This is a genomic window from Arthrobacter sp. NA-172 (assembly GCF_043952055.1).
Lineage (GTDB): Bacteria > Actinomycetota > Actinomycetes > Actinomycetales > Micrococcaceae > Arthrobacter.
In genome coordinates this window covers 682,461-703,926 of sequence record NZ_JBINOT010000001.1, presented here as the reverse complement: position 1 = coordinate 703,926, position 21,466 = coordinate 682,461, and the positions used below count along the sequence as shown (strand labels likewise).

The 21,466-nt window shown below is 62.8% G+C and carries 17 protein-coding genes, 2 tRNA genes and 4 pseudogenes; 16 read left to right on the top strand and 7 right to left on the bottom strand.

Annotated features, from left to right (window positions below; translation table 11 throughout):
- Window positions 1–43: 43 nt before the first annotated feature.
- Window positions 44–772, bottom strand: a complete 729-nt coding sequence (locus ACF0H6_RS03540; RefSeq protein ID WP_395248485.1) for a mechanosensitive ion channel family protein — start codon at window positions 770–772, stop codon at window positions 44–46.
- Between the two features lie 103 nt (window positions 773–875).
- Between ACF0H6_RS03540 and ACF0H6_RS03535 the strand changes: the two genes are divergently transcribed.
- On the top strand, window positions 876–1,919 hold the full coding sequence (locus ACF0H6_RS03535) for an NAD-dependent epimerase/dehydratase family protein (RefSeq protein WP_395248484.1): 1,044 nt from the start codon (window positions 876–878) through the stop codon (window positions 1,917–1,919).
- Here ACF0H6_RS03535 and ACF0H6_RS03530 read toward each other — a convergent pair.
- On the bottom strand, window positions 1,916–2,362 hold the full coding sequence (locus ACF0H6_RS03530; RefSeq protein ID WP_395248483.1) for an OsmC family protein: 447 nt from the start codon (window positions 2,360–2,362) through the stop codon (window positions 1,916–1,918). The two genes, ACF0H6_RS03535 and ACF0H6_RS03530, sit on opposite strands and share 4 nt — an antisense overlap.
- 133 nt (window positions 2,363–2,495) lie before the next feature.
- Window positions 2,496–5,057 (bottom strand): aminopeptidase N, encoded by a 2,562-nt coding sequence (gene pepN / locus ACF0H6_RS03525; RefSeq protein WP_395249868.1) that lies wholly within the window; start codon window positions 5,055–5,057, stop codon window positions 2,496–2,498.
- A gap of 139 nt (window positions 5,058–5,196) precedes the next feature.
- Here pepN and ACF0H6_RS03520 point away from each other — a divergent pair, with 139 nt between their 5' ends.
- The 3 genes and pseudogenes from ACF0H6_RS03520 to ACF0H6_RS03510 all read left to right on the top strand — a co-directional run bounded on the left by ACF0H6_RS03520 (window position 5,197) and on the right by ACF0H6_RS03510 (window position 7,683).
- Window positions 5,197–6,198: a hypothetical protein gene (locus ACF0H6_RS03520; RefSeq protein WP_395248482.1), complete on the top strand. Its 1,002-nt coding sequence runs from the start codon at window positions 5,197–5,199 to the stop codon at window positions 6,196–6,198.
- Window positions 6,199–6,297: 99 nt separating this feature from the next.
- Complete coding sequence (locus ACF0H6_RS03515; protein WP_395248481.1) at window positions 6,298–6,780, top strand: ribose-5-phosphate isomerase; 483 nt, start codon at window positions 6,298–6,300, stop codon at window positions 6,778–6,780.
- Window positions 6,780–7,683: pseudogene (locus ACF0H6_RS03510) on the top strand (Fpg/Nei family DNA glycosylase). Before ACF0H6_RS03515 ends, ACF0H6_RS03510 begins: the two are co-directional and overlap by 1 nt.
- A 200-nt stretch (window positions 7,684–7,883) precedes the next feature.
- Here ACF0H6_RS03510 and ACF0H6_RS03505 read toward each other — a convergent pair.
- A tRNA-Gly gene (locus tag ACF0H6_RS03505) sits at window positions 7,884–7,957 on the bottom strand.
- A gap of 145 nt (window positions 7,958–8,102) precedes the next feature.
- Here ACF0H6_RS03505 and ACF0H6_RS03500 point away from each other — a divergent pair.
- The 6 genes from ACF0H6_RS03500 (at window position 8,103) to ACF0H6_RS03475 (ending at window position 13,346) form a co-directional block, all read left to right on the top strand.
- A tRNA-Pro gene (locus tag ACF0H6_RS03500) sits at window positions 8,103–8,177 on the top strand.
- A 69-nt stretch (window positions 8,178–8,246) separates the two neighbouring features.
- On the top strand, window positions 8,247–9,626 hold the full coding sequence (tig, locus tag ACF0H6_RS03495) for a trigger factor (protein ID WP_395248480.1): 1,380 nt from the start codon (window positions 8,247–8,249) through the stop codon (window positions 9,624–9,626).
- A 245-nt stretch (window positions 9,627–9,871) separates the two neighbouring features.
- Complete coding sequence (locus tag ACF0H6_RS03490; protein ID WP_395248479.1) at window positions 9,872–10,483, top strand: ATP-dependent Clp protease proteolytic subunit; 612 nt, start codon at window positions 9,872–9,874, stop codon at window positions 10,481–10,483.
- A 36-nt stretch (window positions 10,484–10,519) separates the two neighbouring features.
- Window positions 10,520–11,179: an ATP-dependent Clp protease proteolytic subunit gene (locus tag ACF0H6_RS03485; RefSeq protein WP_018777832.1), complete on the top strand. Its 660-nt coding sequence runs from the start codon at window positions 10,520–10,522 to the stop codon at window positions 11,177–11,179.
- 183 nt (window positions 11,180–11,362) lie between these two features.
- Window positions 11,363–12,649, top strand: a complete 1,287-nt coding sequence (gene clpX / locus ACF0H6_RS03480) for an ATP-dependent Clp protease ATP-binding subunit ClpX (RefSeq protein WP_395248478.1) — start codon at window positions 11,363–11,365, stop codon at window positions 12,647–12,649.
- An 82-nt stretch (window positions 12,650–12,731) separates the two neighbouring features.
- Window positions 12,732–13,346: a disulfide bond formation protein DsbA gene (locus tag ACF0H6_RS03475; RefSeq protein ID WP_395248477.1), complete on the top strand. Its 615-nt coding sequence runs from the start codon at window positions 12,732–12,734 to the stop codon at window positions 13,344–13,346.
- 48 nt (window positions 13,347–13,394) lie between these two features.
- Here ACF0H6_RS03475 and ACF0H6_RS03470 read toward each other — a convergent pair.
- A pseudogene (locus tag ACF0H6_RS03470) lies at window positions 13,395–14,271 on the bottom strand (Fpg/Nei family DNA glycosylase).
- A 391-nt stretch (window positions 14,272–14,662) separates the two neighbouring features.
- Window positions 14,663–17,288 (bottom strand): annotated as a pseudogene (gene valS, locus ACF0H6_RS03465) (valine--tRNA ligase).
- 63 nt (window positions 17,289–17,351) lie between these two features.
- Here valS and ACF0H6_RS03460 point away from each other — a divergent pair.
- The 3 genes from ACF0H6_RS03460 to ACF0H6_RS03450 are packed head-to-tail and all read left to right on the top strand — an operon-like array spanning window position 17,352 to window position 19,132.
- The gene (locus tag ACF0H6_RS03460) at window positions 17,352–17,729 is read left to right on the top strand and encodes a DUF488 domain-containing protein (RefSeq protein ID WP_395248476.1); all 378 of its coding nucleotides are present in this window, start codon (window positions 17,352–17,354) and stop codon (window positions 17,727–17,729) included.
- Window positions 17,726–18,364 carry a class I SAM-dependent methyltransferase gene (locus ACF0H6_RS03455; RefSeq protein ID WP_395248475.1) on the top strand — a complete coding sequence of 213 codons (639 nt, stop codon included), beginning with the start codon at window positions 17,726–17,728 and terminating at the stop codon, window positions 18,362–18,364. The genes ACF0H6_RS03460 and ACF0H6_RS03455 overlap by 4 nt, the downstream gene beginning before the upstream one ends.
- A 9-nt stretch (window positions 18,365–18,373) precedes the next feature.
- Window positions 18,374–19,132, top strand: coding sequence for an SDR family oxidoreductase (locus tag ACF0H6_RS03450; protein WP_395248474.1), 759 nt, complete (start codon window positions 18,374–18,376; stop codon window positions 19,130–19,132).
- Window positions 19,133–19,149: 17 nt separating this feature from the next.
- Here ACF0H6_RS03450 and ACF0H6_RS03445 read toward each other — a convergent pair whose 3' ends face one another.
- Window positions 19,150–19,797: a TetR/AcrR family transcriptional regulator gene (locus ACF0H6_RS03445; protein ID WP_395249867.1), complete on the bottom strand. Its 648-nt coding sequence runs from the start codon at window positions 19,795–19,797 to the stop codon at window positions 19,150–19,152.
- Window positions 19,798–19,867: 70 nt separating this feature from the next.
- On the opposite strand from ACF0H6_RS03445, the gene ACF0H6_RS03440 reads away from it, so the two are divergent.
- The 3 genes and pseudogenes from ACF0H6_RS03440 (at window position 19,868) to ACF0H6_RS03430 (ending at window position 21,175) form a co-directional block, all read left to right on the top strand.
- The gene (locus tag ACF0H6_RS03440) at window positions 19,868–20,302 is read left to right on the top strand and encodes a nuclear transport factor 2 family protein (RefSeq protein ID WP_395248473.1); all 435 of its coding nucleotides are present in this window, start codon (window positions 19,868–19,870) and stop codon (window positions 20,300–20,302) included.
- Window positions 20,299–20,442 (top strand): annotated as a pseudogene (locus ACF0H6_RS03435) (NmrA family NAD(P)-binding protein); the annotation flags it as partial. The gene ACF0H6_RS03440 and the pseudogene ACF0H6_RS03435, both read left to right, overlap by 4 nt.
- Window positions 20,417–21,175, top strand: a complete 759-nt coding sequence (locus ACF0H6_RS03430) for an SDR family oxidoreductase (protein ID WP_395248472.1) — start codon at window positions 20,417–20,419, stop codon at window positions 21,173–21,175. The pseudogene ACF0H6_RS03435 and the gene ACF0H6_RS03430, both read left to right, overlap by 26 nt.
- Window positions 21,176–21,466: the final 291 nt, after the last annotated feature.

Here is a 21,466-nt window from a genome sequence, read left to right as displayed (position 1 = left end):
CTCGGCCGGCTGTGGTGCGGCGGATTCCTGCTGGCTGCTCACGTCACTCACCTGCTTTCTGCTCTCGAATTTTGAGGGTTTCCTTTGACGGTTGAGGGGCACCGGATGCAGCGGTTTCGGCCGGCGCAGTGCCGGGAGGTGCAGGCGGAACGCAGTCCGGTACGGCTGGTTCCTCGGGGACGTAGTCGCCTTGCGAACGGTTGCCCACCCTCAAGATCTCGCCGTTGCGCAAGTACCAGATGGCGCCGTCTTCGGCCCGGAGCCGTGTGATGCGGAGCCCCACAGATTCAACGGTGCCGATCACCTCGGTGGTCACAATGACGTCGCCGATCCCGAACTGGTCCTCGATGGTGATGAAGATCCCGGACAGGAAATCGCGGATGAGCTGCTGGGCTCCGAAGCCAATGGCCACACCCAGAATACCGACGCTCGTGAGCAGCGGGGCAATGTCCACATTCAGGTATTTGAGGACGTAGATGATGACGATGACCACCACCACCACGCTCAGCACGCTCGTCAGGAGCGAGCCGATGGTGTGGGCCCGTTGGGCGCGTCGTTCATGGTCCAGGGCCCGGAAGGCAGGCTGGACCCAACGGAAATGCGCTTTCTTGAAGAGCGTGGTGCCCTCGGCGACGCTGCGCGCGATCCGCAGGATAATGAACCGGGCCACGACCCAGAACAACAGTCCGATGCCGATTGTCACGAAGATTGACGCGTAATCGATCTTGGCTGCGTCGGCCACGATGGTATCGGTCGACTGGGTCATATACATTTGCGGCGGTTCTCCTCACTGGATCCAATTGTTCGCCGGCCCCTTTTTCGCCGGGCGCTGAACAGTCTGTCCACGCTCAACCCTATCGCCGTAGCGTGGCTGCATGCGCATTCTGATTCTGGGCGGAACAGCCTTCTTGTCATCTGAAATTGCACGGCAGGCCGTCGCGTCAGGGCATCAGGTCACGTGCTTGGCACGCGGTACAACCCGCGAACCGCCCGGCGGCGCCACGTGGGTCCGCGCCGACAGCACCGAAGGTGCGCCTGCCTACGCCGGGCTGGGCGGCGACTGGGACGCAGTAGTGGACGTGTCCCGTGATCCGGAGCAAGCTCGGCAGGCCTTGGAAGCGCTGAGTGCGCGGACGGCCCATTGGACCTTCGTGTCCAGCTGTTCTGTTTACGCAGACCATTCAACACCGGGAGCGGATGAGGACGCAAAGTTGCTCCCTCCGTTGCCTGAGGGCACTCCAGCGACGCCCGAAAGCTATGGCGAGTCGAAGTCCGCTATTGAGCAATTGACGTTGACCGTCGCCGGGGCGATGGCGTTCATTGTCCGGCCCGGCTTGATTGCGGGTCCGGATGACGCGTCAGACCGGTATGGCTACTGGCCCGCACGCTTTGCGGGCTCCCAGGATCCCGCGCTCCTGCCGGACATCCCGGACCAACCCACCCAGGTCATCGATGTCCGGGACCTTGCGGCCTGGGTACTCACAGCGGCGGAAGGTGGACTCACGGGTGCCTTCAACGCCGTCGGGGATGTGGTTCCTTTTGGTGAATACATCGACGAATCACGGCGTCAGGCCGGGGTGCTGGGGGAGACGGTTGTGGCGGACGCGGGTTGGCTCGCGGAGCACGGGGTGCAGTACTGGTCCGGTCCCGACTCCCTTCCGCTTTGGCTGCCGCCCGGCTACGAAGGCTTTTCGACCCGCTCAAATGCCGCCGCGCGCACCCACGGCTTGGCTTTGCGTCCCTGGCAGGAAACCCTGGGTGACACTTTGGATGACGAGCGGGCCCGCGGGCTGGGCAGGGGACGTAAGGCAGGCCTGACTGCCGGGCGGGAACAGCTGTTGGTCGAACAACTACGGGCGGCCAGCGAACTGACGGAACCCGCCGTGAAGGCGGGCGGGAACCCTAAGCGGTCCCCCTAACTAGCAGCCGCCGTCGTGCTGGGTTTATGCAGGACTGGAAAATTGACGCTGCGGGCGATGAAACACACCTGGTTGGCTTCATGGTGCAGTTCGTCCACGAGGGAGACGTGGGCGGGATCGGCAACCGTGACCTGCGGCTTCAACGTGACGTTCTCGAATTGGCCGCTGCCGTCCCGGTTGAGCCGCATCATGCCCTCCGCGTGGTCCACGTAGTCCGTGACCACCACGCCGTGTTTAACCGCCACATGCAGGAAAGAAAGCATGTGGCATTGGGACAAGGCGGTCAGGAGCAACTGCTCGGGGTTGTACCGGCTACGGTCGCCGTGGAAGGTGGGGTCCGAGGAGCCCTTCAGGACGGGCAACCCGGGGATCTCGACGTCGTGGTCCCTGCTATAGCCGCGGTAGGTGGAAGTGCCGCTGCCCAGATTTCCAGTCCAGCGCACGGTCAGTGAATAGTGGTGTTCGTCCAGGGCTCATGTGGAAAGTCTAGTGGCGCTGATAACGGCCAACACGCGGTGAGGCGCCGGTTCCAGGAAATGCGGAACCGGCGCCTCACCGTGAGTCACGCGATGGTGCCTAAGCGTCTGCTTCGCGGGCCCTCAAGGCGCGGGCTACGCCGTCGCGGTTTTCGAGCATCATGCGCCGCAGGGCGTTGCTGTCCGCCGGCAAGCCGGCCAGGAACTCGTCCGTTCGGTCAACCGTGGCCTGCGTGGTCAGTTGCGCCGGGTAGAGTCCGACGACGATTTGCTGGGCCAGCGCGTGGGTGCGGTTGGCGACGATCTCAGGGACGGCCTCAAAGTACTTTTCGGCGTACGGCTCCAGCAGGGAGGCGTCCAGCACGCGCGTGAAACCCGTGACTGCGGAGCTTTGAATGGCATTGGAAAGCTCGCCGGTAGCAACGATCTTGTTCCACGCATCGGCTTTCGCCTCGGCGGTGGGCAGTGCTGCCGTCGCCAAGGCAGCTGCATTCTGGCCGTTGGCAGTGTGGTCACGCTCAAGTTCGGTGTCGATCCGGGCCTGCCCGTGGCGGCCGCCCACTACTAGGGAGGTGAGGAGTTCCCAGCGCAGGTCCTGGTCGACGGAGAGGCCTTCCAGGACGGTCGCACCCTCCAGGAGCGACTCGACAGTGTCCAGTTGGGAACTGCTGGCGGCAAGCAGCGCGAAGGACTTCACGAACTGGAGCTGGGCGTCCGATCCAGCGGCAACAGCGGAAGAAAGCTCCCACAGCTTGTCCGCGGCCGCCCTTGTGGCCGCTTCCTTGTGTTCTGCCGCGACGTAGTACGTCAGGGTCGTCGCCAGCTGGCGGAGCTGGGTCTGGATAACGGAAGAATCGGTCTCGGAGGCGATGTTGGCCAGGATCAGGCTGACGTAGCTCCTCGCGGGGGATTCGCCGTCGCGGGCCGCATCCCAGGCCGAACCCCAAACCAGGGTGCGGGGCAGGCTCCCGGCGAAGTCCTTCAGGTGGTCTTTCGCGGTGGCCAAGGATGTGGGGTCGAGGCGGACCTTCGCGTAGGCGAGGTCGTCGTCGTTGAGCAAGATCAGGTCCGGGCGCGGCATCCCGACCAGGGCGGCCACATCGGTACGGGAGCCGTCGACGTCGAGCTCCTCCCTGTGGGTGCGCTCAAGTTTTCCTTCGGCCGAAAGGTTGTAGAAGCCCACTGCGAGGCGATGCGGACGGAGGACGGGCTGCTCGTCAATAGCTGTCTGGAGGATCGAGAACGAGGTGATGATGCCGTTGGGGTCGACGTCAAGCTCGGGAGCGAGCGTGTTGACCCCCGCAGTCTCAAGCCAGAGCTTGCCCCACTGGTTCAAGTCCCTGCCGCTGGCCGCTTCGAGCTCGGTCATGAGGTCAACCAGCTCGGTGTTCTGCCAAGCGTGCTTCTTGAAATACTCACGGACGCCGGCCATGAATTGCTCCGGGCCCACCCATGCAACCAACTGCCGCAGGACGGAAGCTCCCTTGGCATAGGTGATGCCATCGAAGTTGACCTCGACGTCCTGGAGATTGTTGATTTCGGCAAAAATCGGGTGCGTCGTGGGCAGCTGGTCCTGACGATATGCCCAGGACTTTTCAACGGATGCGAAAGTGGTCCACGCCCGGACGAACTCCGTGTTTTCGGCGGCGGCCAGGTGGGACATGTACTCAGCGAACGACTCGTTGAGCCAGAGATCGTTCCACCAGCGCATTGTGACCAGGGCCCCGAACCACATGTGGGCCAGTTCGTGCAGCACCGTAATTGCGCGGCGTTCGATCTGCGCATCGGTGACCTTGCTCCGGAAGATGTAGCCCTCGAGGATCGTCACCGCGCCGGCGTTTTCCATCGCCCCGGCGTTGAACTCGGGGACGAAGAGCTGGTCGTACTTCTCGAAGGGATACGGGAACCCGAACTGGGCCTCGAAGAACTCGAAGCCTTGGCGGGTCAGTTCGAAAATGTTGTCCGCATCCAGGTATTGCATGAGGGACTTCCGCGCGAAGACGCCCAACGGGATGATCCGGCCATCCGAGCTGGCGACCTTGCCCCGGACTGACTGATACGGTCCTGCGATCAGCGCCGTGACGTAGGAAGAGATTCGGGGGGTGGGGGTGAAATTCCAGACGGAGCGCGCGCCGCCGTCGTCCCCTGGAGTGGTTTCCACCGGCAAGGGAGTGGGGGAGTTGGAGATGAGGTCCCAGTGAGAGGGCGCAGTGACGGTGAAAGTGAACGCTGCTTTCAAGTCCGGTTGCTCGAACACAGCGAACATGCGGCGGGAATCGGGCACCTCGAACTGGGTGTAGAGGTAGACCTCGTTGTCCACCGGATCCACGAACCGGTGCAGGCCTTCACCGGTGTTCATGTAGGGGGCATCGGCAACCACCGTGAGTTCGTTTTCGGCGGCGAGCTCCGGCAGCTGGATGCGCACGCCGTCGGACACAACGGCTGGATCAAGTTCGACGCCGTTCAGCGTCACGCTGTGGACGGTGTCAGTGATCGCATCGATAAAGCTCGAGGAACCCTCGACGGCGGAGAACCTCACCACCGTGGTGGAGCCGAAAACCGTGGCGCCCTTCGTCAAATCGAGGGTGACGTCATACGAAGTCACGGTAAGCAATTCTGCGCGCTGACTAGCTTCGGCGCGCGTCAGGTTCAGGCCTGGCAAAGTGGTGCCTCCAAGAATGGGTTGCGAGAAGCCGGCTGACTTCAGCCAACGCCGGCACTGTGAAGTCATTCTTTCACTGGATCCCGGCTTGGCAAGGAGGCGCCGTCACAGTGTCGCCCGGCGGGGGTAGCGTTGGATTATGGGAAAGATGCGCGACTCGCTGGATCTCCGGGCACTCCGCTTTGCTGTGGCATTTCCGCTGCTGTTGGCTGCCGCCTTTGCGGTCTGCGCGCTGATGTTGCGCAACAATCTTCCGGATCCTGTCGCCATTGCGTGGAACGCCGACGGCGGAACCAGCTTCGCCCCGTTCGGCGCCTACGTGTTCGGTGGAACCGGTCTCATGGTCCTGACAGGATGGTTGGTCTTTCTCCAAGCGGCACCCCTTGCCCGGCCTGTAGTCATGCGCCGGTTCATGATGGGGCTGGGGCTCATGGTGAGCCTCTTCATCACCGCCGTGCTGGCAGCCGGCCTCGTGGGGCAAACGGGCCTTGCTGACGCCCGCAGTTCCCACGTCGATGCCACGGTGCTCGCCCTCGGTGCCGGGGCCGCGCTGCCCTTGGGCGTCGTCATGATGCTTGCTTTCAAGCCTGACCCCCGCTGGACGCCTGAGGACGAAGCCGCACTCGAGAGCGAACGGATCCTGAGGGAAGACCCTGCGCTCGCGGAGGATTCAATGTTGCTTTGGGTTCATGCGAGGAGCTCGGTGTTCGTGATGATCTGCGTGGCCACCTTGTTTCCCGCCATGTTGATTGCCATTGCGGTCCCGTGGCTTGGCGCCTTAGTAGCCGCAGCCGCGGTCATCGGTGCGTGTTTCCTCTTCGTCCGGGTTCGCGCAGACCGCGGCGGGGTACAGATTTTTGTCGCCGGTGTGCTGAAGGTCCTGACCGTCCCGGCCGTTGACATCGCCGGAGCGGCTGCACAGGAAGTCAGGGCCGCTGACTTTGGCGGCTGGGGACTCCGGCACCACGGAGGAGCCACTGCCATGCTCGTGAGCAGCGGACCCGCCGTCGTCGTACGGCAGGTCAGCGGCCGCAGGGTGGCGTTCAGCGCTGGAACCTCCGCCACTGCGGACCGGCTCGCAGGAATCCTCAACAGGGTTGCGGCGCGCGCCCAGCGCGGAGAGCAGCCGCCCGCGTCTTAGGAGGTGAGCAGCGGCCCGACCCTAGTAACCTAGGAACCGCATCCCTCACCGCCGCGCCCGGCTTTGCCGCGTTCGCGAGCCAGACTGAACGGACTTCCTGTGACCACACCCCGCGTCCACATTGCCACGGACCACGCTGGCATGGAGCTCAGCGCCCACCTCGTAAGCCACTTGACGGCCAAAGGCTACGACGTCGTTGACCACGGCCCCAAGGTGTACGACGCCCTCGACGACTACCCTTCGTTCTGCATCACCGCTGCGGCCGCCGTAGTTGCGGACCAAAAGGCCGGCGTTCACGCATTGGGCATCGTCCTGGGCGGATCAGGCAACGGTGAGCAGATCGCCGCGAACAAGGTTAAGGGTGCCCGGGCCGCATTGGCCTGGAACCTGTCCACGGCGAAACTGGCCCGCGAGCACAACGACGCGAACGTGGTTGCCGTCGGCGGCCGCCAGCACACCGTCGAGGAAGCGACCGAACTGATCGAGGCCTTCCTGGAAGAACCGTTCAGCAACGACGAACGCCACGTGCGCCGCATCGGAAAAATCGCCACCTATGAGAACACTGGCGAAATCGTTGCATAGTGCCTGAAGGGCATTCCATCCATCGCCTGGCACGTCAGTTCCGGGATGTCTTTTCCGGCCACGTGCTGGAGGTTTCCAGCCCGCAGGGCCGTTTCGCGGCGGGGGCTGCGCTATTGGACGGCCATGAGTTGCTTGAGGCGGCGGCTCACGGCAAGCAACTCTTCCTCCGGTTTGACCATGCCGTGCTTCTGCACGTCCATTTGGGACTGTATGGCGCATGGAACTTTGGCGGCGATGCATCCTTCCGCGGGGCCTCGAGCATCGGGGCGCCGCGGCGGATCGGCGAACGCGAGACATTTTTGCAGGACCCGGCTCAGGGCGCCGTGGAAAACCTTTACACGGGACCGCCCGAGCCAGTGGGTGCAGTCCGGGTTCGCCTTGTCTCAAGAAATGGCTGGGCGGACCTGCGGGGCGCCACGACGTGTGCTGCGATCACGCAGGCAGAGGCGGCCGCGATCCAGGCGCGCCTCGGGCCCGATCCCCTTCACAACCTTCCAGGCGACCGCGGGGAGTTCATCCGGCGGATACGGCGCCGCAAGACCGCCGTCGGGCTTCTCCTGATGGACCAGTCGGTCCTGGCCGGAGTGGGCAACATCTATCGCGCGGAAGTGTTGTTCCGCCAAAGGGTCGATCCGTGGACTCCAGGGCTCCTCGTTGGACCCGGAAACCGCCGGACTCCTGTGGGAAGACACCGCGGCAGCCATGAGCGACGGCGTCCGGGACGGCCGGATTGTTACGACGCCTTCTTCGGTGTGGAGCGGTGGGAAAGCAGGAGCGCTCGACGGCGAGGCGCACTTTGTCTACAAGCGCCAGGGCCAGCCGTGCCGGCGGTGCGGTGAAGCCGTGCAGATGGCTGAAATCGGCGCGCGCAAGCTCTATTGGTGTCCTGGTTGCCAGAACTGAAGGCTGCTGGCGTGCAAATACGAGGTGCCGTGCCCGTCGAGGCCTCCCGTCCTGACCCTTTTTGAATCAGAACAGGCCCGCCAAATGGCGTGTCGCCGGCGCGTCGGGAGAAATTTCGTTCGAAGAAGGTCAGGAAGGGAGCGCGCCTGGGCCGAAGGTTAAACACGAAGGGCCCCTCAGCGAGGGGCCCTTCTTGGTTCTGGAGGGGACGACGGGAATCGAACCCGCGTAATCAGTTTGGAAGACTGAGGCTTTACCATTAAGCTACGTCCCCGGGCAAGAGCGCATGAACCCCTGAAGGTCTTCCGTGCATCTTTCCGGCGGCTGTTCAAGCCGGATATAACTAAACCTAATTCAGGGGCCAAGTGTCAAATGTGCATTCTCGGGCGCGATGCCCGTAGACTGTCCTGTGCATTCAACGGGGTGTAGCTCAGCTTGGCTAGAGCGCCTGCTTTGGGAGCAGGAAGTCGCAGGTTCAAATCCTGTCACCCCGACTCTGTGTGCCTGTCCCGATCCGGGACGCGGCAGAACCCCATCCCACAAAACCAGGAAGTACTTAGACTGTGAAGAGCGCTGTCGAGAACCTCACCGCCACGCGGGTCAAGCTCAACGTTGAGGTTCCCTTTGAGGAACTGAAGCCGAGCATCGATGCCGCTTACAAGACCGTTGCTTCGCAGATCCAGGTTCCCGGGTTCCGCAAGGGCAAGGTTCCCTCCAAGCTGGTTGACCAGCGCGTTGGCCGCGGCTACGTCCTGGAGACCGCCATCAACGATGGCCTCAACGGTTGGTACCAGGCCGCCGTTCAGGAAGCCGGCCTTCGCCCGCTGAGCCGTCCCGAGGTTGAGATCACCGAGGTTCCGGACCCGTCCTCGACCGACGGCGAACTGAAGTTCCAGGTCGAGATCGACGTCCGTCCCGAGGTTGAACTGCCGGACTACGCCGGAATCAAGGTCGAGGTTGCTGCAGCCGAGTCCTCTGACGCCGACATCGACAAGGCCCTTGACGAACTCCGTGGCCGCTTCGGCACGCTGAAGTCCGTTGACCGTCCGGCCGCCGACGGCGACTTCCTGACGATTGACATCACCGCCACGATCGACGGCGAAGAGATCGACTCTGCCACTGGCCTGTCTTACCAGGTTGGCGCGGGCACCATGCTCGAAGGCCTGGACGAGGCCGTCACCGGCCTTTCCGCCGATGAGGAAACGATCTTCGACACCACTCTGGTCGGCGGCGAGCACGCCGGCGAAGCCGCGCAGGTCAAGGCCGTTGTCAAGACTGTCAAGGAGCGCGAGCTTCCCGAGGCCGACGACGACTTCGCCCAGCTGGCGTCCGAGTTCGACACCCTCGCCGAACTTCGCGAAGACCTCGCGAAGCAGGCTGCTGAATCCAAGGTTGTCGAGCAGGGCGTCGAAGCCCGCGACAAGGTTCTTGACAAGCTCGTCGAGCTCATCGAGGTTCCGGTTCCGGAGTCTGTTGTTGAAGAGCAGCTCGAAGCTCACTTCAACCCGGAGAACGCACACGGCGAAGGCGACCACGACACCGAGGAACACCGCGCTGAGGTCAAGGCGAACACCGCCCGCGCCTTCCAGAACGAGATCATCCTTGACGCCATTGCCGACAAGGAAGAGGTAGGCGTCAGCCAGAACGAGCTGATCGACTACATCGTCAGCACGGCAAGCCAGTACGGCATGGACCCGAACCAGTTCGCCCAGGTCATCGACCAGAGCGGCCAGGTTCCCATGATGGTTTCCGAGGTCCGCCGCCGCAAGGCTCTCGCGGTTGTCCTCGGTCAGGCCGAGGTTGTCGACTCCGAAGGCAACAAGGTTGACCTCAGCGACTTCGTGCGCCCCGCCGGTGAAGAAGCTGCAGCTGTAGAAGAAGCTGAAGAAGCTGAAGAAGCTACGGTCGTTCCGAGCGATGACCCGGCAGCAGTGAAGTTCTAGTTTCATCTCAAGCCGCCCCCGGATCCTTTGATCCGGGGGCGGCTTCGTTTAAGCCCTGCCGGCGTCGAAAGCGGCACCCTTCCGCAATCGTGCGCCGTCAGCGAACAGTGCGATTTGGGAGAACAAATCGCCATCGAAAACGGTTAGTGTCCAAGTAGTGAAGATCAGGGATGGCAAGTTCAGCAATGGCCCTGTCACCAGCGAGAGGTAAGTACTTATGTCACAGCACGCAGAGGCACCCAGCGATGGCAACCGTCGATCCAGCGGCCCAGGACAACTACATCTACAACCGCCTGCTGAAAGAGCGCATCATCTGGCTCGGATCTGAAGTCCGTGACGAGAACGCCAACGCGATCTGCTCCCAGCTCCTCCTCCTCTCGGCCGAAGACCCGGGGAAGGACATCTACCTGTACATCAACTCTCCTGGTGGTTCCGTGACGGCTGGCATGGCCATTTACGACACCATGCAGTTCATCCCGAACGACGTCGTGACGGTTGCCACCGGCCTGGCGGCCTCCATGGGCCAGTTCCTGCTGTCCTCGGGCACCAAGGGCAAGCGCTACGCCACACCTAATGCCCGCATCCTGATGCACCAGCCTTCCGGCGGCATCGGTGGCACGGCCTCGGACATCAAGATCCAGGCCGAACTGATCTTGCACATGAAGAAGGTCATGGCCGAGCTGACCGCCGATCAGACCGGGCAGACTGTCGAGACCATCCTCAAGGACAACGACCGTGACAAGTGGTTCACGGCCGTCGACGCCCTTGAGTACGGGTTCTTTGACAAGATCGCCGCACACGCAGGTTCGGTGGCCGGCGGCGGTGGCACAGCCAACGCCTCGAACTCCGAGAACTAACCGGCACCAGAAACATTCAGATCAGGAGCAATTGACATGAACTACAACTTTGGATGGTCTGCCGGTAATCTCCCGTCCAGCCGCTACGTCCTCCCGCAGTTCGAGGAGCGCACGCCCTACGGTTTCAAGCGCCAGGACCCGTACACGAAGCTCTTCGAGGACCGCATCATCTTCCTCGGCGTCCAGGTGGACGACGCGTCGGCCGATGACATCATGGCCCAGCTTCTGGTGCTCGAGTCCACTGACCCGGACCGCGACATCACCCTGTACATCAACTCCCCGGGCGGTTCGTTCACGGCCATGACGGCCATCTACGACACCATGCAGTACATCCGCCCGGAGATCCAGACCGTTTGCCTGGGCCAGGCCGCCAGTGCCGCAGCCGTGCTGCTTGCTGCGGGTACCCCGGGCAAGCGCCTCGCCCTGCCGAACGCCCGCGTCTTGATCCACCAGCCGGCACTGTCCGGCGGCCAGGGCGGACAGGCTTCGGACCTCGAAATCCAGGCAGCAGAAGTCATGCGGATGCGGACCTGGCTTGAGGACACGCTGGCCCACCACTCGGGCCGTACCTCGGAGCAGGTCAACAACGACATCGAGCGCGACAAGATCCTTACCGCCGCGGAAGCAATGAACTACGGATTGATCGACCAGGTACTCGATTCCCGCAAGATCAAGCCCCAAGCGATCGCCAGGTAGCTGGCCAAAACTCGACGCCGATGCGGTTCAGAAATATGGACCGCATCGGCGTTCTGTTTCAACCCAAGCAGCCCATTGTGTCCTACAGTGGAAGTTGTCATGGTGGCGCCCCCGCTGCGATCTTCTGAAAATGGCAGATAGGTGCGGGGCTGCACCACCCGCATGAAACGAAGGGAATCCCACATGGCTCGGATTGGCGAGAGCACCGATCTGCTGAAGTGTTCTTTCTGCGGAAAGAGCCAGAAGCAGGTTCGGAAGCTGATTGCCGGGCCCGGCGTGTACATCTGCGACGAGTGCATCGAACTCTGCAACGAGATCATCGAAGAGGAACTCGCGGAAGTATCGGATCTGGGAAGTTTTGAGTTGCCCAAGCCGCGTGAGATTTTCGATTTCCTCCAGGAATACGTCATCGGTCAGGAACCCGCGAAGCGTTCCCTCGCCGTCGCGGTCTACAACCACTACAAGCGCATCCAGGCAGGCCACGCGCCGAAGACCGGGCTGGGCGAAGGCGGACACCACGAGGACGTGGAGATCGCCAAGTCCAACATCCTGTTGATCGGCCCCACCGGTTGCGGCAAGACCTACCTGGCCCAGACTCTCGCTCGCCGCCTGAACGTCCCCTTTGCCGTTGCCGACGCCACCGCCCTGACCGAAGCCGGGTACGTGGGCGAAGACGTCGAAAACATCCTCTTGAAGCTCATCCAGGCCGCAGACTACGACGTCAAGAAGGCCGAGCAAGGCATCATCTACATCGACGAAATCGACAAGATTTCGCGTAAGAGCGAGAATCCGTCCATTACGCGGGACGTCTCCGGCGAAGGCGTGCAGCAGGCCCTCCTGAAGATCCTCGAAGGCACGGTTGCCTCGGTACCCCCGCAGGGCGGACGCAAGCACCCGCATCAGGAATTCATCCAGATCGACACCACCAATGTGCTGTTCATCGTGGCTGGCGCGTTTGCCGGCCTTGAGGACATCATTGGTTCACGGTCCGGCCGCAAGGGCATTGGTTTCGGAGCCCCGCTCAACGAAGTCAAGGACAACGTGGACAGCTACGGCGAGGTGATGCCGGAAGATCTGCTCAAGTTCGGGCTGATTCCGGAATTCATCGGACGCCTGCCTGTGATCACCACAGTGTCCAACCTTGACCGCTCGGCGCTCATTCAAATTCTCTCCAAGCCCAAGAACGCCCTGATCAAGCAGTATCAGAAGATGTTCCAGCTGGACGGCGTGGAGCTCCTGTTCGAGGACGACGCCCTGGACTCGATTGCCGACCAGGCGCTTGAACGTGGCACGGGGGCCCGTGGTTTGCGCGCCATCATGGAAGAAGTGCTGTTGCCCGTCATGTTCGATCTGCCCAGCCGCGACGACATCGCGAGCGTTGTCATCACCGCCGACGCCGTCTCCAAAAAGGGCCAACCGACCATGATCGCGCACGAGGTTGTGGCGAAGCGGCGGAATAAGTCTGCTTAGCCTGCAGTTGGAATAATCGGTGCCTGACCCACCCCGTCGGGTTGACCGTGCCCCCCTTACGTCTTATCTGAAGGAGATTCCTGTGCCCGAGCAGACCGCCAACAAGGTTGATTTCTGGTTCGATCCCCTGTGCCCTTTCGCCTGGGTGACATCCCGCTGGATTGGTGAAGTAGAGGACGTCCGTGGCATCGAGACCAACTGGCACGTCATGAGCCTCTCCGTGCTCAATGAGGGCCGCGACCTGCCGGCCGAATACGCCGAGAAAATGAAGGGCGGCTGGGGTCCGGTCCGCGTCATCATTGCTGCAAGCGAGCTGCACGGAAGCGAGTTCATCAAGCCGCTGTACGACGCGATGGGTTCGCTCATCCACCACGAAGGCATCCAGGACTTCGCTGAGGTCATTTCGAAGGCACTGGCGGAAACAGGATTGCCTTCCGACTTGGCCCGCTTTGCCGATTCCGACGAATATGATGTCCAGCTGCGGGCCAGCCACGAAGCCGGCATCTCCCTAGTAGGCCAGGACGTCGGCACCCCGGTGGTGGCGGTCAACGGTACTGCTTTCTTTGGTCCGGTCCTGACTCGAATTCCCCGAGGCGAAGAAGCCGGACGGATCTGGGATGCAACCGTCACATTGGCCGGTTACCCGCATTTCTTCGAGCTCAAGCGGAGCCGCACGGAAAGCCCTGAATTCAACTAGGCCTGGCTCCTTCGTCACAGCAGCCCGGCTTAATTCAGGAAACGGGAGCTACTTCAGGAAACGCGACGTCCTGCGGTCTGCGAGGATCTTTCCGTTCGTCTGGCAGCCCGGGCAATACTGCAACGCGGTGTCGGCAAAGGACACTTCGCGGATGATGGTGCCGCACACCGGGCAGGACTGCCCCGCTCTGCCATGAACCTTCATGGCAGATCGCTTGGTGTCCTTGAGCTCGCTCGAGGCCTTTCCGACGGCTGCCGAGACGGCCTCACCCAGGACAGTTTCGATGGAATCGTAGAGGACCTGGGTGGTCTCCCTATCCAGTGACTTGGCAATAGCAAAAGGCGAAATCCTTGCAGCGTGGAGGATTTCGTCACTGTAGGCGTTGCCGATGCCCGCGATCACGCTCTGGCTCCGGAGTAGTCCTTTGATCTGCTGCGCGCTGGTGGCGAGGATGCCGGACAAAATGTCGGCGGTGAATTCCGGGCTCAGCGGATCCGGGCCAAGGGTCGCGATGCCGGGAACATCCAGGGGGTTGCGGACCACATACACGGCCAGGCTTTTCTTCGTGCCGGCTTCAGTCAAGTCCACGCCGACGTGCGTTGATCCGTCACCCTTCGTGAAGCTGAGCCTCGCGGCAATATTGCTGCCGCCCAGCCGTAGCTGGGTGGATGGGGGGTGCTCTGTGTAGCGCAGCCAACCGGCCTTGGCGAGGTGGAAGATGAAATGGATCCCTTCGGCGTCCAGGGCTGACGAACTTTCCGAAACGTCCCACTCCGACGATTTTCCGGCCCTCAAGGTCCGAATAGGGCGGATCGGCCGTCTTAAGCACGGCGAAGGAAGTGATCTGGACTTTCGTTAGTTTGGCACCGAGAAGGGTCCTGCCCAGGAAGGCAGTCAGCCCGGCCACCTCGGGAAGTTCTGGCATAGCAACACTGTGCCACAAGCACCCGGCAGCCAGAACCCCGACAGGCATTCCATGAGGCCCCGAATTACAGGCCAGTAGTTCCCGAGGAGGGCTTGTGCTGACCCGGATCCGGGTCAAGAATAGAACTTACCCACTTCGAAAGAAGAGGGACACGGAAACCAGAGATTCAGTGATATGCATCTGACGCAGCCTTCGGCAAAGTTGGATACAAGCTACCAGTGACGAGGTAGGAAGACCTGAAAGTCCGAGGATTCCGCCAGACTGTCAAGGCGTCACCGGACAGCCGAAGAGTCGAAGCCCCACCAACGGCTAAACGCTGATGGGGCTTCCCCTTTGCCCGGAATAATCAAGGGCTGCCCGAAATAATTCAGAACTCCCCTAAATTTCAGGACTAGGCTTGTGCGGGTTCCTCGGCAGGTGCGAGGACCACGTCGCTCACGGTCAGTTCGCCTTCAGCGGCTACCAACGAGATTTCCTGTGCGTTGGCTGCGGCCTTCAGATCTCCCAGTCCGGCTTCCAGCTGCGAAACGAAGGACTCGGACGCGCTGATGGTGGCAGAGAGAACTTCGGTGCGCTGCTTGACCTTTGCCTCGGACTTGGCCTTGCGGATGCCGCTCAGGGCATTGCCGACGGTGCCCAGCATGGTGGTGTCGCCGTCGACGATTTCCACGGCTGCCGGCCACGCAGCGCGGTGCACCGAACCTGCGCGCCACCAGCTCCAAACCTCTTCTGTGGCGAAGGGGAGGAACGGTGCGAACAGCCGCAACAGTGAATCGAGCGTCGTAGCGAGGGCCGCGAGTACAGAGGCTTGCTCCGTTTCGCCAGCGGCACCGTAGGCGCGGTCCTTAATGAGCTCCACGTAATCATCCGTGAACTGCCAGAAGAAGGACTCGGTGATCTGGAGGGCACGGGCGTAGTCGTAGTTCTCGAAGGCCTTGGTGGACTGGGCCACCACATCGGAAAGTTGTGCCATGGAGCGCCCGGTCCAAGGGATTGCTCAGAACGGAAAGGTCCGTGGAGGAGACCACCGAGTTTTCCGTGGCACCGAGGTTCAGCACGAACTTCGAGGCGTTCAGCAGCTTGATGGCCAGGCGGCGGCCGATCTTCATCTGCGCGATCTCGTAGGCGGTGTCCGCGCCAAGCTTGGCAGAGGCAGCCCAGTAGCGGACGGCGTCGGAACCGAACTCGTTCAAGACATCGGTCGGAACAACCACGTTGCCCTTGGACTTGGACATCTTCTTGCGGTCCGGGTCCAGGATCCAGCCCGAGATGGCCGCGTGCTTCCACGGTGCGCTGTTCTGCAAGGCATCGGCCCGCACGGCGGAGGAGAAGAGCCAGGTACGGATGATGTCATGTCCCTGCGGGCGGAGGTCGAAGGGGTAGACCTTGCCGAACAGCTCTTCGTCACGGCTCCAGCCACCCACGATTTGCGGGGTCAGCGAAGACGTGGCCCAGGTGTCCAAAACGTCGGCGTCGCCGATGAAGCCGTTGGGCTGCTCGCGCTGGGACTCGTCGAAGCCAGGGGCTGCGTCCGCTGCGGGGTCCACGGGGAGGGACTCGTCGGACGGCACGATCGGGTTCGCGTAGTCCGGGTTGCCGTGGGCATCCAATGGGTACCAAACCGGGATCGGCACGCCGAAGAAACGCTGGCGCGAAACAAGCCAGTCACCGTTCAGTCCGGAAATCCAGTTCTCGTAGCGGGAGCGCATGAAGGACGGGTGGAAATCTATCTCATGTCCCCGTGCGATCAACCGTTCGCGGCGGTCCTCGTCCCGCCCGCCGTTACGGATATACCACTGGCGTGACGTCACAACTTCGAGGGGCTTATCGCCCTTCTCGAAGAAGTTCACGGGGTGGGTGATTTTCTTCGGTTCGCCGTCCAGCAGATCGGCAGCCGTGAGAAGATCCACCACGGTTTCCTTGGCGGAGAACGCGGTCTTGCCGGCAATCGCAGCGTAGGCTTCCTTGCCGGCCTCAGTGGTGATCCACTCAGGTGTCTCGGCAATGATGCGGCCGTCGCGGCCCATGATGGCGCGCGTGGGCAGCTGCAGCTCACGCCACCAGGTGACGTCGGTCAGGTCGCCGAAGGTGCAGACCATGGCGATGCCGGAGCCCTTGTCCGCCTTGGCCAGCGGGTGCGCTTTGACCTCCAGTTCGACGGCGAACAGGGGAGAGGTGACCGTCTTGCCGAACAGCGGCTGGTAGCGCTCGTCGTCGGGGTTTGCCACCAAAGCGGCGCACGCCGCGAGCAGTTCCGGACGGGTGGTCTCGATGTAGATCTTCTCGCCGTCGGCGGTGAAGAAGGGGTAGCGGTAGTACGCGCCCGCAACCTCGCGATCCTCCAGCTCGGCTTGCGCGACGGCGGTACGGAACGTCACGTCCCACAGCGTCGGAGCTTCGGCCATGTAGGCATCGCCGGCGTTGAGGTTCGCGAGGAAAGCGCGCTGGGACACCGCGCGCGAGGTGTCATCGATGGTGCGGTAGGTCAGGTCCCAGTCGACGGAGAGGCCGAGGGTCTGGAACAGGTTCTCGAAGACCTTTTCGTCCTCAACCGCAAGCTCTTCACAGAGTTCGATGAAGTTCTGCCGGGAGACGACGTCGAAGTCGCGCTGATTCTTCGCAGGCTCTGCGGGGGGACGGTAATCGGCGTTGTAGGGGATGGCGGGATCGCAGCGGACGCCGTAGTAGTTCTGCACGCGGCGTTCGGTGGGCAGGCCGTTGTCGTCCCAGCCCATCGGGTAGAAGACGTTCTTGCCGGTCATGCGCATGTAGCGCGCCTGGACGTCCGTCTGCGTGAACGAGAACATGTGGCCCACGTGGAGAGAACCGGACGCCGTAGGCGGGGGAGTGTCGATCGAATAGACCTGCTCCCGGGTGGTGTCCGGATTGAACTTGTAGGTTCCTTCGTCCAGCCAGCGCTTCGTCAGCGCAGCCTCAAGGCCTTCAAGGGCCGGCTTGTCGGGAACGTTGATGGGGGCGGTGGTGGGCGTGTCTGTACCCTGCGTTGAATCAGCCATGGCCCAATTGTTTCATGGCGCCCTTTGTTCCGTGGCACGCGGGGGTGCCGTAGCATGCGGGCCATGACGGAACTCAAGGATGTTTTGGCTATCAAGCGCATCTATGACGAAGCGGCCGACGACGACGGCTGCCGGGTGCTGGTGGACCGGCTCTGGCCGCGAGGGATATCCAAAGAACGGGCCCGGTTGGATCTATGGCTCAAGGAAATAGCGCCCTCGACGCCGCTGCGCACTGAGTTTGCCCATATGCAGGAGCGATTCGAGGACTTCCGCCGTGCTTACCGCGCCGAACTGGAACAGAATCCCGCCGTGGAGCAGTTGCTGGAGGTGGCCGCCGGGAAAAAGCGTGTGACGCTGCTCTACGGCGCCAGGGATCCTGAAGTCAACCACGCCCGCGTGCTGCTGGAGTTCCTACTTGGTGCCGGATCGGCGGCCCCATGACGCCGCAGCATCCGCGCTTTGCTCGGGCCTACGCCCGGGCGGTTCCGGTGATGAACCTCCGCGGGGGAACAGAGCACCGACGCAGCTTGCTGTCCGGCCTCCGGGGCTGCGTCATCGAGGTCGGCGCCGGCGAGGGCTCGTCGTTCGGCCTGTACCCGGCCACCGTGGAAAGCGTCCTCGCGGTTGAACCTGATGACTACCTTAGGGGGCTCGCCGCGGCCAAGGCACGGCTTGCCGCTGTACCAGTCACGGTTGTTCCCGGAACCGCCGAAGACATTCCGGCGGCGGACGGTGAGGCGGACGCCGTCGTCGTCAGTCTTGTCCTTTGCAGCGTCGCCGAGCAGGCGGCGGTATTGGCGGAAATCCGCCGCGTGCTTCGGCCCGGCGGAACCTTGGCGTTCTACGAGCACGTGCGCTCGGTCAAGACGCTTCTCGCCGCCGTCGAGGATCTGCTCACCCCTGCCTGGCAGCACATGGCCGGAGGTTGCCATCCCAACCGCAATACCCTTCAGGCGATCGCCGCCGCCGGCTTCCAGGTGCTGCACAGCAAGCGTTTCGCCTTCTCTGCCGGCCCGCTGTCTCCGTCGATCGCGCACATCCTTGGCCGGGCGATTTCTCCCCGTGAACCACGTTAGGGTGGTGCCATGACTGAGGAAGTACAGAAGAAGACCGCGGTAGTGACCGGCGCCAGCACCGGAATCGGCGAAGCCACAGTGCGGGCCCTCACCGCCGACGGTTGGAACGTGTTCGCCGTCGCCCGCCGGGCGGAACGACTTGAAGCGCTCGGCGCCGAGAGCGGCGCCGTGCCGTTCGCCGCGGACATCACGAACGACGACGACGTCGCGGCCCTGCTCTCCGCCGTCACCGAAGCAGGCGGAGCCGACACGCTCATCAACATTGCCGGCGGCGCACGAGGCGCGGACACCGTGGCGAATGCACAGACCGAAGACTGGGACTGGATGTACCAAGTCAACGTGCTCGGCACCCTGAAGCTGACCCGCGCGTTCCTTCCGATGTTGCGGGCACACGGCGAGGGCACCGTTTTGAACCTGACGTCGACGGCGGGATTCACTGCCTACGAGGGCGGCGGCGGATACAACGCGGCAAAGTTCGCCCAGCACGCCATGACCGGTGCCTTGCGCCTGGAGGAAGCCGAGAACAACATCCGCGTGATCGAGGTGGCACCTGGGCTCGTCCGCACGGAGGAATTCGCGCTCAACCGTCTCGGCGATGCCGATGCAGTAGCCAAGGTTTACGCTGGCGTCGAGAAGCCGCTCACCCCGGAGGACGTGGCCGATGTCGTCAAGTACGCGGTCTCATTGCCGCATCACATCAACCTGGATGAGATCATCGTCCGCCCGGTGGCGCAGGCCGCCACCCACAAACTGATCCGCAAGGGCTAGGTCCCGGTTTTCATTTTTCATGGCAAGAGAACCGAGAGCGCCCTTGCCACGAACTCACCAAACCGGGCCGTCTCCCAGCCGCGCTTGATGACGAGGTCTTCGAAGAGGCCGGGCGAGGTGTAGGCCCACATGAGGTCGGCTGCCTCTTCCGTTGGGACCTCTCGGCGGAGCATGCCCCTTTCAGCCAGGGTTCCTGCCACCTGCGACATACGTTCGTATCGGCTGCGTTCGGTTTCTTCCAGAAGCGCGATCATGTCCGCCTGGCCGGTGGCTGCCGCCTGACGGATGAGGAGCAACACGGGCGCCACCAGGGGAGCGACTTCAGCCGCCAATGCTCCGATCCCGGAAATGAGCTTCTTCGGGTCCTCCTCGCGTGCCTGGAGGAGATCGGAGCGTTGGGCGGCCGGAACCGGTCCCGCGCCTTCAAGCGCCCTGTTGTGCAGTGCGCGCAGCAAACCGGCTTTGTTGCCGAAAACCTTATATACGGATTCGGCGGACACCCCGCCCCCGGCGGCGACCGCGGAAATCGTGGTGGCGCCATATCCGCGTTCACGGAACAGCCTCCACGCCTCAGAGAGCACCCGCTCCCGGCTTTCTTCCGCCCTTGCGCGGCGAACACTCGAGTCGTAACGGCGCCGCGCGTTTTCCTTGGACCCATTGACCATGTCATCCACCGGATCTATCGTTGGAATTGGATACAAAGCATTGTACTCAATCTAGGTTACCGAGGCTCACATGTCTATCGAACGATCATTTCCTGGACCCCTTGAAGTAGTAACAGCACTCCTGGACGCAACCAACCTTCACGATCTTGAGGCCTTGACGGCCTGCTTCGCCCCTGACTACAGACTTGAGATGCCAGCGCACCCCGACAGGAGTTTTCGCGGCGTCGAGCAGGTCCGGCGTAACTGGTCGATGTTCTTCACTTCCATTCCGGATCTTTCCGCTCGAATGCCGGCCGCGTTCGAGGCCGGCCCGGAGGTATGGAGCGAGTGGGAAATGACAGGTATCCGGAATGACGGGAGCCGGCACGAAATGCGCGGCGTCATGATCTTCACCGTTAGTGAGGGGCTGATCCGGGCCTGCCGCTTCTACCTCGAGCCGGTGGAGCGCGGAACAGGCGACATTGACCGCGCCGTCCGCAGCGCGGCGCTTGGCGGCCCTTCGTGATCCTGGTGACAGGGGGAACCGGGACCCTGGGCTCCGTACTTGTGAACCAACTGGTAGCCGCGGGGTATGCCGTCCGGGTGCTCACACGCCATGCCAAGCTGAGCACGGCGCTGAATGCCCGCGGAGTCGAGGCCATCGTGGGCACGGTCGAGAAGCCAGGAGGACGCGGACCGCGCCGCGAGGGGCTGTTCTACAGTCATTTCCGCAATGAGCGGATTCGGGCCCCGGTCCGGGTCATCGCCGGATCGGGTAGACCTCGCCGGCAACCGAAATCTCCTTCTGGCGTCCCGACGCTCGGGGACGGAACATTTCATCATGGTCTCGATGCATGGGGCGGCCGAGAACCATCCGCTGGAGCTCGCCCGCCTCAAATACGAGTTCGAACGGGAGCTGATGTCCGCGCCACTGGCCTGGACAATTGTCAGGCCCACGGTCCTCACCGAGACTTTTGCTGCAGTTATTGGAGCCCCGATGCGCAAGTCGGGCGTGGCCTTGATCTTCGGCGACGGTCAGCAGAAGATCAATTTCGTCTCCGTCCACGATGTTGCGGCAGTCCTTGTCCTGGCCGTTGCCGACCCTGCGCTCCGCGGCAAAGCCATCGATATGGGAGGGCCGGAGAATTTGACGATGAACCAGTTTGTCGCAGCACTCCGAAGCCGGTACGGGTCCAGCGGAGCGACGGTTCACATTCCGTGCGCCGTGTTGAGGATGGTGACAAGCTGGCCGGCCCTCGCGCCGGACAGTGTTCGACGCACCGTGGAATCAGCGCTTCATTTGGCAGACACCGGGCATTCCCTCGACGCGCTCCCTGCACGCGACGCCGTTCCCGACGTGCCCCTGACCACGGTTTCGCAGGCATTTGCCCTCCTCTGAAGATCGCCGGCGTCCGTGCGGCAGCCCAAGTGGAGCTCGCGGCGCCGCTGCCGCTAGACTTGTGGGACAAAGCTTTGACCCGGACATCACCGGTGAGCTTCCGGAAGAACGCCCCCGCCACCGTGGGAGTCAGTAGAACCGGACGGGTAAGCCCGTCACAGCAGCAATGAGCGGCCGACGCCGGAACAGCTCCCCGTTAAGAGGAGCAGCCCCAGCGTTGGTAAGTGAGGTGGTACCGCGGTACTGGAGCTGTTGGAAACAACGTCCTTGGCGCCGTCCTCGCATCCTGAA